The organism is Peribacillus sp. B65 (assembly GCF_058513295.1).
Genome location: NZ_CP195840.1, coordinates 3,155,138 through 3,168,669 on the forward strand (window position 1 = coordinate 3,155,138; position 13,532 = coordinate 3,168,669).

Annotated in this window: 16 protein-coding genes and 1 pseudogene; 5 read left to right on the top strand and 12 right to left on the bottom strand. The window is 38.0% G+C overall.

Features of this window, described 5'->3' with window-relative positions:
* Positions 1–13: 13 nt before the first annotated feature.
* The 5 genes from ACSR9O_RS15410 to ACSR9O_RS15430 form a co-directional block, all read right to left on the bottom strand.
* Positions 14–886 (bottom strand): CvfB family protein, encoded by an 873-nt coding sequence (locus tag ACSR9O_RS15410; RefSeq protein ID WP_230175800.1) that lies wholly within the window; start codon positions 884–886, stop codon positions 14–16.
* A 121-nt stretch (positions 887–1,007) separates the two neighbouring features.
* Complete coding sequence (locus ACSR9O_RS15415; protein WP_491724652.1) at positions 1,008–1,232, bottom strand: hypothetical protein; 225 nt, start codon at positions 1,230–1,232, stop codon at positions 1,008–1,010.
* Positions 1,233–1,259: 27 nt separating this feature from the next.
* Positions 1,260–1,358 carry a diguanylate cyclase domain-containing protein gene (locus ACSR9O_RS15420; protein WP_363320527.1) on the bottom strand — a complete coding sequence of 33 codons (99 nt, stop codon included), beginning with the start codon at positions 1,356–1,358 and terminating at the stop codon, positions 1,260–1,262.
* A gap of 12 nt (positions 1,359–1,370) precedes the next feature.
* Positions 1,371–1,619 (bottom strand): PleD family two-component system response regulator, encoded by a 249-nt coding sequence (locus ACSR9O_RS15425; protein ID WP_230175797.1) that lies wholly within the window; start codon positions 1,617–1,619, stop codon positions 1,371–1,373.
* Positions 1,616–1,819 carry a response regulator gene (locus tag ACSR9O_RS15430; protein WP_101225124.1) on the bottom strand — a complete coding sequence of 68 codons (204 nt, stop codon included), beginning with the start codon at positions 1,817–1,819 and terminating at the stop codon, positions 1,616–1,618. Before ACSR9O_RS15430 ends, ACSR9O_RS15425 begins: the two co-directional genes overlap by 4 nt.
* A gap of 147 nt (positions 1,820–1,966) precedes the next feature.
* Between ACSR9O_RS15430 and ACSR9O_RS15435 the strand changes: the two genes are divergently transcribed.
* Entirely contained in the window at positions 1,967–3,157 is a 1,191-nt protein-coding gene (locus tag ACSR9O_RS15435; RefSeq protein WP_491724653.1) for an alanyl-tRNA editing protein, read from the top strand.
* 356 nt (positions 3,158–3,513) lie between these two features.
* Here ACSR9O_RS15435 and ACSR9O_RS15440 read toward each other — a convergent pair whose 3' ends face one another.
* Entirely contained in the window at positions 3,514–3,930 is a 417-nt protein-coding gene (locus ACSR9O_RS15440; protein ID WP_452445152.1) for a hypothetical protein, read from the bottom strand.
* Between the two features lie 77 nt (positions 3,931–4,007).
* Positions 4,008–4,199 (bottom strand): hypothetical protein, encoded by a 192-nt coding sequence (locus ACSR9O_RS15445; protein WP_034307314.1) that lies wholly within the window; start codon positions 4,197–4,199, stop codon positions 4,008–4,010.
* Between the two features lie 141 nt (positions 4,200–4,340).
* Here ACSR9O_RS15445 and ACSR9O_RS15450 point away from each other — a divergent pair, with 141 nt between their 5' ends.
* Positions 4,341–4,862 (top strand): GNAT family N-acetyltransferase, encoded by a 522-nt coding sequence (locus ACSR9O_RS15450; protein WP_260357823.1) that lies wholly within the window; start codon positions 4,341–4,343, stop codon positions 4,860–4,862.
* 40 nt (positions 4,863–4,902) lie between these two features.
* Here the strand turns inward: ACSR9O_RS15450 and ACSR9O_RS15455 are convergent, their stop codons facing one another.
* Entirely contained in the window at positions 4,903–7,185 is a 2,283-nt protein-coding gene (locus tag ACSR9O_RS15455; protein WP_491724654.1) for a HelD family protein, read from the bottom strand.
* A 297-nt stretch (positions 7,186–7,482) separates the two neighbouring features.
* Between ACSR9O_RS15455 and ACSR9O_RS15460 the strand changes: the two genes are divergently transcribed.
* Positions 7,483–7,722 carry a hypothetical protein gene (locus tag ACSR9O_RS15460; protein ID WP_101225129.1) on the top strand — a complete coding sequence of 80 codons (240 nt, stop codon included), beginning with the start codon at positions 7,483–7,485 and terminating at the stop codon, positions 7,720–7,722.
* A gap of 184 nt (positions 7,723–7,906) precedes the next feature.
* Here ACSR9O_RS15460 and ACSR9O_RS15465 read toward each other — a convergent pair whose 3' ends face one another.
* Entirely contained in the window at positions 7,907–8,308 is a 402-nt protein-coding gene (locus ACSR9O_RS15465; protein WP_101225130.1) for an RDD family protein, read from the bottom strand.
* Between the two features lie 343 nt (positions 8,309–8,651).
* Between ACSR9O_RS15465 and ACSR9O_RS15470 the strand changes: the two genes are divergently transcribed.
* A complete protein-coding gene (locus tag ACSR9O_RS15470; protein ID WP_101225131.1) occupies positions 8,652–10,271 on the top strand; it encodes an ABC-F family ATP-binding cassette domain-containing protein in 1,620 nt (539 codons plus the stop codon).
* Positions 10,272–10,469: 198 nt separating this feature from the next.
* Positions 10,470–10,742 carry a hypothetical protein gene (locus ACSR9O_RS15475; RefSeq protein WP_491724655.1) on the top strand — a complete coding sequence of 91 codons (273 nt, stop codon included), beginning with the start codon at positions 10,470–10,472 and terminating at the stop codon, positions 10,740–10,742.
* A 428-nt stretch (positions 10,743–11,170) separates the two neighbouring features.
* Here ACSR9O_RS15475 and ACSR9O_RS15480 read toward each other — a convergent pair.
* From ACSR9O_RS15480 to ACSR9O_RS15490, 3 genes and pseudogenes are all read right to left on the bottom strand, one after another.
* Positions 11,171–11,389, bottom strand: a pseudogene (locus ACSR9O_RS15480) (flotillin domain-containing protein); the annotation flags it as partial.
* A 133-nt stretch (positions 11,390–11,522) separates the two neighbouring features.
* On the bottom strand, positions 11,523–12,656 hold the full coding sequence (locus ACSR9O_RS15485) for an NADH-dependent flavin oxidoreductase (RefSeq protein ID WP_491724656.1): 1,134 nt from the start codon (positions 12,654–12,656) through the stop codon (positions 11,523–11,525).
* A 227-nt stretch (positions 12,657–12,883) separates the two neighbouring features.
* On the bottom strand, positions 12,884–13,252 hold the full coding sequence (locus tag ACSR9O_RS15490) for a MerR family transcriptional regulator (protein WP_260357827.1): 369 nt from the start codon (positions 13,250–13,252) through the stop codon (positions 12,884–12,886).
* Positions 13,253–13,532: the final 280 nt, after the last annotated feature.

A 13,532-nucleotide genomic window follows, 5' to 3' on the forward strand; every position in this document is an offset into this window, starting at 1 on the left:
TCCGCTGCCTTTTTCATTTACGATCTGAAGAATATGTCCAACCATCTTCCTGATAAATCTTTTCTTCTTTCATCAGTTTACCGAGAGCACGCTTGAACGCTCCCTTGCTCAAACCGAAGTGAAACTTGATATCATCAGGTGGCGTTTTGTCGCCATAAGGCATTGCACCGCCGCGATTCATTAAATAAGTGAAAATGACATCAGCATCTTCCCCCATTAAATCTTGTTTAAAGGGGATTAAAGAAACGTTAAGCGTTCCATCTTCTTTACTATCAATGACGCGCCCTTCAACTAATTCACCAAGACGGGGCTCTTCATTGCGTTCACTTTCGTGAATGAAACAGCGGTATCCTTCTTCTGAAATAAAGAAAGACCCAACCATAAGCAAACGATAGACATTTCCCTTAATACTGGTGTTTCGTACTCCTTTTAAAGGAGCTGGCACTGCAATCTCCTGAATTACATCTTCCGTTGCAAGTTTACCAAACAGGCGGTCATTACGATCTGTCTTCAGGGATACATATAGACGATCACCAACCTCGGGCCATAAACGATCAATATTCGGAAGGTCGTCCAGTGATACAAGAATATCTTTGGAAAGACCGATGTCAACAAAAACACCCAGTTTCCTTTTCACATTGACAACTTCCGCCCAGCCATACTGATCAATCTGGATTTCGGGTATCTTCATTGTCGCTGTTAGCCTTGCTTGTTTGTCATGGTAGATGAACACAGTTACTTCATCGCCAATCTCAAGTTCCGTTCCTTCATTCATTTCATTATGATGAAGTAAGACATCTTCTGAACCATCTGTTAAAAACCATCCGAAATCAGCCTTACGTTCCACTTCTAACTCTACAGCCATACCGGCCTGAATTTTTTGCATGTATAAAAATCCTCCTGTAACTTACCTTTACCTACAATTGTACCCAATTATTTATATTTCCAACATATTTGAATTTATCATTTTTTTGTTGTTCTGTATACCTATTACGGTTTTTTATTTTTTAACACTTGCTTTCTTCATGGAATGCCTGCGGAACCAGAATATGCCCTTGTTTACCGTTACTTAATAAAGTATACATGATCACTTTGGATAATTGGCTCGGTTTATACGGTTTAACTAAATAATCCTTTGCTCCCAATGAAATTCCCTTCTCCCTTTCGTCAAGTGCGGTCGATACAAAAACGGGAATCTCATTCAAATCAGCGGAACCTTTTAATTCCCTCAAGTTCGTCCAGCCGTCCAGCTCTCCTTTTTAGCTGATTAAGTCCGAACTGCTGATATTGCTTTTAATGAATTGTGCAAACTCAACCAGTACAAGATCCCCCACCGAGTGTCCGTATTGATCATTCACCCTTTTAAAGTGTTAAAGATCAATGATGCTTATCGTAAAATGACGCCCTGACCGCTTCAGTGTATCTTCAAGAAATCTTCTATTATATACCTGTGTCAACTCATCAATAAGGACCGATTGATCAAAGATTTTCTTCCGCTGTATATGCCTTACTATCTTTACAATAAACTCATCGATATCAATCGGCTTACCAATAAAATCATCCGCACCCATCCTGAATGCTTTTATCCGTTTATGTTTATCGTTCTGAATACTGTTCATGATCTTCGGTATGACATATTTTTCGTTATTAAGATGAATCTCCTGAAGATTTGAAAACCATCCTTTGCAGGCAACTGAATATCAAGAATAAGGCAATCCGGCTGCATTTCAGAATATTGATTTGACGCTTTGACGGGGTCGGCATTCATTATGACCATCCACCCCTTATCCTCCAATAAATCTTTCAATAAAATCAACATGGATAATTGCCATCTTGCACAATTTATTTAGGATTTGTCATAAAGTTTACTTATTTACTTTAACTAATCTTCTAAACCCGCGATTTCAAACTCTGGTATTTCGGTGATATAATTTAAGGATCAACTGAAAGGAAAATGAAATCATACATGACAAAAAAATTGTATTACACGTCCACCAAGACTTCCCAATGGGATACCAAAATTCGGGAGACCATTGAAGAAAATGGCTTTTACTATATCACTCTTGAAGAAACCGCTTTTTATCCCGAAGGGGGCGGTCAGCCTGCAGATACTGGTAAAATAGAAGGAATCACCGTTCTTGACGTTATAAAAGACAATGATGGAAAGATTCTTCATAAGGTGGAGAGACGGCCAGATTCAGAGATCGTTCACTGTGAACTTGATTGGTCCCGCCGCTTTGATCATATGCAACAGCATAGCGGCCAGCATTTACTCTCTGCCGTCTGCAGGGAACTGTTCGACTCTAATACAGTCAGCTTTCACCTTGGGAAGGAATATATAACGATCGATATAATGACAGGATTTCAATGGACTGAAGTACATACGGCTGCTGCTGAAAAGCTAGTTAATCAATATATTATCGAGAATCGCGAAATACTTATCTATTACGTGACAAACGAGCAATTACAGACACTTCCTGTCGTCAAAATGCCTAAAGTTTCAGAGAATATCCGTATAGTTGAGATAGAAGGGATTGAATATAACCCTTGCGGCGGAACCCATGTAGGGCGTACTGGTGAGATTGGCTTAATAAAAATTTTCAAAGCTGAGAAGCAGAAAGAACATACCCGTCTCTATTTTAAGTGCGGCAACAGGGCATTGAACGATTATTCCGAAAGCCTAGGAATTCTTTCAGCATTATCGAATAAGTTCAATACCGGACGTACAGAGATACTGAATAGGGTGGAAAAATTGGAAAATGACTATAAGCAGCTGCTATCGGCAAACGAAAACTTAAAACTTGAAAATGCAAATTTTCTTGCTGACTCCCTGCTTGCAGAAAATGGAGGGGGATTCATCTCTCATATTTTCGAAGATAGCTCAATGAAAGAACTGCTTTACCTTGCAAGTACGATTGTAAAAAAGGAAAAGGTTACCGTATTATTAGCATCACGTAAGGAGCAAAAGGTCATCCTTTCACACAGTGGGGACATCCCCTTTCATTGCGGACAATATTTTAAAGCTGAACTCAGTTCGTATAATGGGAAAGGCGGAGGGAACGAACAGACTGCACAAGCAGGTTTTACATCACAAAATGACTTAATCGCATTTTTCCAATACACAGTTAAAAATTTAGGCCATAATCCTGGTGAATAAAACCGTTCCGTAATGATGGCATACGTGGTGAACATGGAAATCATGACTTCTCGGATTGAGAATAGAGAGGACAAATTAATTCCTCTCTCTTGTAGACAAAAGGGCTTCCATCTGAATTATTAAACAAAGTTGATTAGAACGGAAGGTACGAGACTCCTGTGGGAAAAGCGCGACCAAGGGAGACCCCACAGGCGCCAAGAGCGCCGAGGAGGCTCCCGGACCGCCCGCGGAAAGCGAGTGCCTGGAGTGGAAATCAACGTTCATATTCTGACACTCCCTCAAAAAAATGTAGGCAATCATAATAATTATCCAATTTGGCTACAGTCTGAAGAGAGGACAAATAAAGTCCTCTCTTTTTATTCTTCCATTTTCAATTTCCCTAACCCGCGTTCTTCAATATGTAGATGGTATTTTTCCTCGAGCTCCATGATACGGATAAACGCTTCCTCCTGATTATATTCATGGTTTTCCGACTCCTCGGCAAACTCTTTTCTAGCCAAATGATAGGCAAGCTTATCCCTGAACACTCCTTCTTCATACTCATTTATGACTGTTTGAAGTTGATCCTCCAATTCCCGAGTCAAATCATAAATTTCATATTCCTTCACAAACTGTACTCCTTCCACGCCGAAATCTTTGGCAAAGGAATTAATATACTGTTCCATCTCACTAAATTCTTCTTTATTATCTTCAATATCGGAAGCAACCCAATATCCGTACTGAACCATTTTGAATAATGTTTCATACTGTTTCTTGGTAAAATTGATTTTCATTGTCGATACTCCTTTTCCTGTTTCCTTACAACAAAAAGAATAAACCGCAATGGAACAAAAGTCCAATGCGGTTGATCTCAATCCAATATTTCCGTTACAGAAAAATAAGCTGCTTTTTCCGTATCTACTACATAATGGCAATCGCCTTTAACTAGATTATAATAACGGTGCTTTTGAATGTTTGAAATCATTTGAGTTGAGTCATCGCCTTCTACCTCATGCTCTAGTTCTTTGCCGCCCGGAAAATAAAAGCCAACTTTCAATTTCATCTTTCTCATCCTTCCCTTCGTCTGGTTGAATCACTCTTTTATTTCATATCCTTTCTCATGCATTTATAAACATAAATAAAATGCTTATTCGCTTTTTCCATGATATTCTAGGGGAAAATACGATATTCAGAAGGTGTTTTTATGAAGATAAGGAAAGCCATGGAACAAGATGTACGTGGAATAGCAAATGTACATATAAACAGCTGGAAAACGACTTATAAAGGAATCCTCCCAGATCAATATTTGTCTTCCATGAATCTGGAAGCCAAAAAGAAAAACTGGATTAGAAATTTAAAGATGCTGCATAATGCCACCTTTGTAGCGGAAAACGCCAATGGGGAAATCGTCGGTTTCGCTGCTGGCGGCCCTGAACAAACGAATGATCCGCATATTCAAGGTGAAGTATATGCCATTTATTTTTTACAAGAATATCAACGACAGGGACTCGGCCGAAAAATGATAAAAGCGGTCATACATGAGCTTATGAAAATGGAACATCAGAATTTAATAATATGGGCATTAAAGGATAATCCTTCATGCGGTTTTTACAGAGCACTTGGCGGTCAAGTGATAGCTGAAAAAACCGTTAAAATGGCAGGCATCGAGCTTATCGAAGTCGGTTTCGGGTGGGAAGATATTCATGATATCCTTTTGCATTTGTAAGCATTCCCGAGGAGGGTGGTTACTCTCCACCCTCCCCCTCTCATGTCTCGATAAGGAAGGCTTTTTTCTCATTACCTAAAAAATAAAGCCGGTGCAATGGCCTTGTCATTGTTACGTACAGCAATTTGATATCAAGTTCATTTCCATGGCAATACATTTCTTCGAGGGATATTGCAAATACGACATCGAATTCGAGACCTTTGGCTTGATAGGATGGAACAATCAACGTTTTATCTTTTGGGATGTTTCCCGCTTCATCTATTAAATGAAAGCCTTGATGAAATCCACTTAGTTTCTCGTTTGCCAGTTTGCAATCTTTCATCGTTTTGGCAATAACGGCAAACGTTTTAAAACCTTCTCCTTTAAGGCTTGCGATAAGATCGATCAGCTCTTCTTCCCAACCTTCCTTTTCAATTGAAATGAATTCTGGTTCCTTGCCATGACGAACTACAGGTTCAACTTCCGGGAAATCGTATGTTAACATCTGAAGTATTCCATTAGCTCTTTTCATTATTTCAACAGTTGTTCTGTAGCTTTTTTGTAATTCAGTATAAGTCGCCCGAGGGAAAATATGACTGTGAACCTCGTCCCACGTTTGAAGTCCGCGATATGAATGGATGCCTTGCGCGAGATCTCCTACTAGTGTGAACATATCGGTATCCACTGCCGTCTTTAATGCCTGTAACTGCATGAAGCTATAATCCTGTGCCTCATCAATGACGACATTTTTTGCTTTGTTTTCTTTATCGACACCAAAAAGCCGCTCATGAAGATATAATAATGCTCCTAAGTCCTCCATCTCATAACTTTTAGCAGAGAATAATTTATGATTATACTCACATAAAACACTGGCATCTTCAACAGTAAGTTTACCGTTACTGTACGAGGCGAGACGCTCGGGATCTTGGTATAATTCCTGATAGTAATCCAGGAGATCTTTACTTTTGAATTGCTTAAAATACCCTTTTACCGAAGTACGGATCGCCTTTTGGACCTGCCCCATCCTTTCCTCTTTCTTATCGAGGCATTTTGTAACAAAGTCCTTGCGAATGACTGGATCGATATTCTTATAAAGAGCTTTCTCAATTTTGGCATCATAAAAATCAACTACACGTTCAAGGATTGTTTTCTTTTTCAATTTCACTTCATTTTGTAGTATGGCCTTCAGTTTGTCCAGCCTGCTGTATAACGGTAAATACCAATAATCCTCTTCCAATAATCTAATGAACTTCTTAGCGGAATAGAGGCGATATTTATCACAATAAAAATCAGCATCTGGATGAAAGCCCCTGAAAATATCCTTTACATATTCGTCCAATATATATTTAAAGGCAGGGGAACCCTTCAGACCTGATATCCAGACGGCTGAATTAATTTCTTCATCATCATTTTCCAGCAATCGAGTTAATTTATCATCCGCGATAAGCTTCACTTGCTTTCCTATCGCTGCCTGAACATATTCCGAAAATGTAAATTGTTTTACCTTTTCGACTCCCAATTCAGGTAAAGCTTCAGATATGTAATCAATGAAAACCCGGCTCGGAGCAAGAATCATCAATTGACGCGGATCGAACAAGTCTTTATAGTGATAAATGAAATAGGAGATCCTATGTAAAGCAATTGTGGTTTTACCACTGCCCGCTGCGCCTTGAACAATGATAGGTTTATTCAAATCTGCCCGAATGATTTTATTTTGTTCTTCCTGGATCGTGGTAATGATATCTGTCAATCGATTGCTGGAACTTTTGGAAAGGGATTCCTGCAACAATTCATCGGTTGTTGTCAAATCAATGTCCCTAATCTCCTCCAGGATACCTTCTTCTATCATTAGCTGTCTTTTTAAAGTAATGTTCCCGCTGAATGTCTCCCCTTCCGCTTCATATTCTATTTCACCAATCCGTCCCTCATAATACAGGTTTGCAATCGGTGAACGCCAATCGACAATAATCTGTTCCTGGCTTTCCCTCTGATAAAGCGATGCTTTTCCGAAATAAAGGACTTCGCCTCTATCACCGTCATTTCTTTCAAAATCCACTCTAGCAAAGTAGGGTTTTTTACTTGCTTTGCGTAAACTTTCAAGTTCGGTTTTGGACATCTCAAAAAAGTTGGCCGTCGTCAGCAGCTGTGAATATAAGGCTGATTCAGACCAATCGGCATCGCCAAAAGCTTCTTGCATATTCCTCTGAAATTGATCTTTGCTTGTTTCTGATGTTTTGATGACTACATCGATATAACGTTTCGTAAAATCCAGCCGCTGTCGTTCCTTTTCAAAATCAGGGTGATTTCCCAATAAAATCATTCCCCTTCCTTGTGTATTTATCAAACTTAAAATGCCGATGCTAATACGAAATGGACATTTATACTATCAGAAAAGCCAATGGTTGACAAATCTGGAGACATAGAATTATATAGTTAAAATTTACCCCTTCCCTTATATTTCATATAATTCGAAGAATACACTATATATTACGTTGATTTAGAAATAATACGTTGACTTATGAACTGCTGCTATTGTCATCAATTCTTAACATAAATAATGCTAACTTAATGTTTTATCGGAAACTCACATTATATACTTAAATTACAATTACATAATTTTCTTAAGAAAGTGGGTACTGTCATGGAAATAAATGAAAAACAACCAATGCTATCCCCTAAATTAATCCATGAACTTGAAATTTTATCATCCAAAACAAATATGCCTGTTTCTGAATTATTGGAAATATCTGTAGTATCATTGCTGGAAAAAGTGAATAATACCAAAGAACTCAATGTTGGACTTAATAATAAGGAAATGATCTTAAGAAATAAAATCATCATTAATCAAAATAAAGAGGTTCTGAATAACAAAAGCACTTGACCATAGAGGTTAAGTGCTTTTTGGTTCCTAACTGCCACTGTATTAATGGAATAGATATTCTAACGTGGTTTCCAATGTAATATTTATATCTTAATTTGTAATTTCCCCGCCGAAAAATCATTTCTTATTCGGAATTGTAGATTTTCATAAAAAAAAAGCAGCTATTAAACTGCTTAACAATTAATCATGGTTTAATAGATGTCACGTACGTACCTGCTATGAAATCATGTATCGCTCTATGATCTTTCCTTATGCCAACCATGAACGCACTGACAATAAACCCTATCCCAAATGTAATGGCATAAACCAAAGCAGCAACTAAATACCTCAATAGCATTGTGCCTATGCCTAATTTCCTTCCGTCCACCCGTACTATGCGTATTCCCATAATCCTTTTACCCACTGTATAGCCATACCATAATATCGGGACAATCAGCATGTAAAGAAAGTTGAAAAACGTTGAAAAGTTTTCATTTTCCCAATCACCGGTAATCAACCCGAAAATAATCGCTAATGGAAAAGACACTATTATGCCATCCAAAAATCCTGCAAAAAGACGTTTCCAAAAACCTACTGAATCGCTCATTTAAAATCCTCCTGTTGTGTTAGTTACAGTTACCTATATTACCAATAATAAGGATGGTGCGTAATAAGTCTTTGTACCCACCTAATTCTTTAACAAAAAAATAAAACTTACATAATTGGTGACATTTTATAAGCAAAATTAAATCTCTGTGTAATTTTTGCTTATAAACGTTTGTTTTTGCTAATCTGCCTTTAATTTTCCTAAGAAATAAGATACAATTTAAATGATGCACAGTTTAAAACATACAAGATCGTAAACTGCTGTTTGTATGAATCAGCGTATAACTAATGAAACAAAGTGTTGGACACGTTGAAACAAAAGTATTTTGGAGGAATGTAAATAAATGATTACAGTAAATAATGTTGGTTTACGTTATGGCGATCGTAAACTGTTTGAAGATGTTAATATAAAATTCACTCCTGGTAACTGCTATGGCCTGATTGGTGCGAATGGTGCGGGTAAATCCACTTTCTTAAAAATCCTTTCAGGTGAAATTGAAGCGCAATCCGGCGATGTCCATATGGGTCCTGGCGAACGCCTTGCCGTTCTAAAGCAAGATCACTTCGCTTATGAAGAGGAAGAAGTCCTTAAAGTTGTCATTATGGGACATGAAAGATTATATGAAGTCATGCAAGAAAAAGATGCTATCTATATGAAGGAAAACTTCACCGACGAGGACGGAATGAAAGCGGCCGAACTTGAAGGAGAATTTGCCGAATTAAACGGCTGGGAAGCTGAACCTGAAGCTTCAATCCTCTTAAAAGGCCTTGGCATCACGGAAGACCTGCATACAAAGAAAATGGCTGAATTAAACGGTGGCGACAAAGTTAAAGTATTGCTTGCCCAGGCATTATTCGGTAAACCGGATGTTCTTTTATTGGATGAGCCTACCAACCACTTGGACTTAAAAGCGATCAAATGGCTGGAAGAATTCCTAATCAACTTTGAAAACACTGTTATCGTAGTTTCCCATGACCGTTACTTCCTTAACAAAGTTTGTACACATATCGCGGATCTTGATTTCGGTAAAATCAAAGTTTATATCGGTAACTATGACTTCTGGTATGAATCAAGCCAGCTTGCCCTTAAACTGACTCAAGATGCCAATAAGAAAAAAGAAGAAAAAATCAAAGAGCTTCAAAATTTCATCGCGCGTTTCAGTGCCAATGCATCCAAATCGAGCCAAGCGACATCCCGTAAGAAATTATTGGACAAAATCAGCTTGGATGACATCGAGCCTTCTTCACGCCGCTATCCATATGTCGGCTTTACTCCTGAACGTGAAATCGGGAACGACCTGCTTCGTGTAGATGGAATCTCGAAAACGGTCGATGGCGTAAAAATATTGGATAATGTCAGCTTCACGATGAATAAAGGCGACAAAATTGCATTTGTCGGTAAAGATGAGATTGCTAAAACAACAATGTTCAAAATCTTGGCAGGTGAAATTGAACCGGATAGCGGCTCATTCAAATGGGGCGTTACGACCTCTCAGGCATACTTCCCTAAGGATAATGCTGAATTCTTTGAAGGTGTCGATTTAAATCTTGTCGATTGGCTCCGTCAATATTCTCCTAATGACCAGAGCGAAAGCTTCCTGCGCGGTTTCTTGGGTAGAATGTTATTCTCTGGCGATGAAGTCACGAAAAAGGCAAGTGTACTTTCAGGGGGCGAAAAAGTCCGCTGTATGCTTTCCAAAATGATGTTAAGCGGTTCGAACGTCCTGATGCTTGATGAACCTACTAACCATCTGGACTTAGAGTCGATTACGGCATTAAACAACGGTTTAATCAGCTTTAAAGGATCTATGATCTTCTCTTCACATGATCATCAGTTCATCCAAACTATAGCGAACCGAATCATTGAACTTACTCCAAAAGGTACAGTCGATAAGCAAATGAGTTATGATGAGTACCTTGAAAATGGCGAATTGCAAAAACAAGTGGCTGAAATGTACAAATAATACCTTTATGAAAGCACATCCTTATTGGATGTGCTTTTTTCGTTCCCGATTCTTGCTGCCTGCATTTATTTCATATCTTTAATGTATTGAAGGTATAAAAAACACGCTGCAATAAATATAATAATATTCCCTAAAAGATGAGCACTGAATAAATTCATCGATAAAAAGGTATATTGGTAAGGAAGGAGTGAGTTAGAATTGGATGGTCATACTGTGAAAAATATTTTTGATGATACAGGATACCTTTTTTTATATGATAAATTCAGTTATCATTTTTATATATCCGGATTGTTCGATCTAGTGGAACAAGAAAAAGTAATCTCGGATTTTTTAAATTCTTATGGCTTCGATGATAAAAACCCTCTCTTTTTTGATGACTTTTCCTATTACTTTAATTGCTTTCATTATTCCCACCAAAAACAAAAGATGATGAATTACTTGAAAACCGAGGATGACGAACATATTTGTTAAATATAAAAGTCCAGATAAACTGATCCTGCCTCTTATTAGCGAAAACCATTCAAAAAAGGTAAGAGCATACAAGTAGCTCTTACCTCGGACTGTAGGCAAACTCGATGAAAATCGAGTTTGCCTACAGTTTTTTATGAGTTATAATTTAGACGTTGATTTCCGCTCCAGAAACTCGCTTTCCACGGGCGGTCCGCCCTCGGCGCCTTTACGCCTGCGGGGTCACACACACCCGCTCCAATCAATTGGTTTAACTACTATATAGAACCTTTTGACTAAAGTCTTTATTGTTTTAAAATAGAATTATTAAAACTTGTGTAATGAGGATGCTTTCTAAACATGATTCTATTCAGCGAGATCAACTTAAAATGATTACTTTAGATCAACTTGTGCCTGCGAACCAGTTGGTTCGTAAAATTGGGGCCATTAAAATCCGTTGCATACTCAGTCACTTTATTAGCCTCGCCATTCACGCCTCTTCTGCCTGTATCCACTATAGTGATCTTGTCAATAATACTAAGCGGGCTTGCCACTTGTTTTGCATATTTTGGCAGCATTTTCAAAGTCTTGTCCATTACAGCCGCATGCCCAAACCATTCAAAAGCTTCAGCAATATTCTACTTGGCTTCTGCCTCTGCTATCCCTTTTAACAAGTCCGTCCATACGTGTAAGCCTTTGTCAAGTTGGGCCAAGGCTTCTTTTTTGACGAGAGATGCTGCAACTGAAGACATCTCCCTTGCAAACCTCCCTTGCCCCTTTAGTTAATCAACCGTTTGTTCTAGATTATTCCTCAATCTTAAACCATGTGCCTGAAGCTTGAATGACGCCCCAAAGTTTTTCTGGAAGGTCAAGCTCATTAACCTTTGAAGCCTTTAACACTGTTTGGATCTCAGACTCTTGTCCATTTTGAACCTTTTCAAGCCAGTCTGGATTCATGATTAACGCGTGGCCAATTGCAGCTAGGGTAAGTCCCTTATCTAATGCTTTAGCAACATCATCCGGAGTTACCATAGAACCAGCAGCCAGTACAGGAACTCGTCCGTTTACATGGTCAACAACCAACTCAAGATATGTCTTTTCATCTTGACTGTCGACTGGCTTTGAAGAAAGAGCATCAGCCAATGAAGCATGCACATAATCAACATCATCTTCAATCAGGCGTTCAATCAATACATAGGTATCCTTCATTCTCAAACCGCCTTCTTGGTGTTCGTCAGGAGATATCCTGTATCCTAAAATAAAAGGTTTTGTTGCATGCTTTTCAATCACCTTTTTCACTTCTTGAACGATTGCCAGTGGGAAACGCATGCGATTTTCCAATGATCCTCCCCATTGATCTTCTCGTCTGTTGAAGAAAGGTGAAAAGAAGTTTTGCATTAAAAAACCATGTGCACCATGAAGTTCAACGCCGTCAAAACCTGCTTCAATTGCTCTTCTAGTTGTTTCTCCAAATGCATGAATCACTTCCATTATTTCGACATGAGAAAGCTCTTTAGGTAGTACTGAAGGTGCAAATCCAGTAGCTTCAGTCACTAAAGCGCTGGAACTAACAACCTCTCCATTTGGTGTCAAATCCGGTAGTGCTTTGTTACCTGCATGGAAAATTTGAAGGATAGCAGCAGCTCCGCCACTTTTCGCGGTTTCAGCTAATTTACGTAAGCCCGGCGTAAATTTATCGTCATAAGCTGCAAATTCATTTGTAAAACCGATTCCGTTTCGAGTCACATGTGTACAACCTGTAATCACAAGTCCTACTCCGTTTACTCTTTTTTTGTAATAGGTTAATTCCTCATCTGAAACCGTGTAATCATCATTACTGGACCAAGTTGTCATTGGTGCCATAACCACTCTATTATTAAGGGTAATCCCGTTTTTAAATGTAAAAGATTTAAAAACGTTTCTATATTTTTCGTTCATTCTTTAACCTCTTTCTCCAATAATATTAATCAAACATTGTTAGTTTGTCGTATTTTGTAGAGGGTTGATTAACCCTTCTTTTATTAAATGGTGTAAGAATAGGTTACTCCCTAGAGAGCACTCTAACGCAAGTGTTTTTTATTTTCGAGAAAAACACGATGTAGAAAGCTGTCTGTACGAGGGTTACCCAAAAGATGTAAATGAAAAACCAACCAGATGCTTAATTTCTAAGAGAAACAGTCTCCTACTTCATTTTCATAAAAATGTATTTTATTATCCAAATGCTCTAAACTTTGATGGATTTTCTCCAATTCTTCCACTACTTTTTTGCGATGCTTTTTAAGCAGAGCTAATCTTTCTTCCATGGTTTTATCCCCCATATGCCCCCACATGGCAAATCGTTTCATGTCTTTTAGTGACATCCCTGTATTTTTTAGGTGGAGCAATGATTCAATCCATAATTTATTTTCATCCGAGTAAATTCTGACATTGTTATCGTCTCTATTTACTTTTATTAACCCTTCTTTTTCATAAAACCTCAATGTATGTTCGCTTAGCCCAACTATTTTAGAAAATTCTCCAATAGTATATGTCAATATAACCCCTCCATTAAAACTGATATGTCTATTTCTTCTTTTTTAACTTGTGTTATAAAGAAAGGATAATACTTAGAGTTTACTCTAAGTCAAGAAATTGTAATTCTTCTACATATAAAGATTAAAGATCTTTTAGATTTATTTCCTTAGAAAAATTTTAAAAAAGGAGACTTAATGAGTAGAATAAAAAAAGTCACTTATAAAGGGTGCATTTTTGAAGTGATTTTTCGAAATTACGAACCCATATGACAGATGTTTTGACTTCGTTTTCAAATAAAAA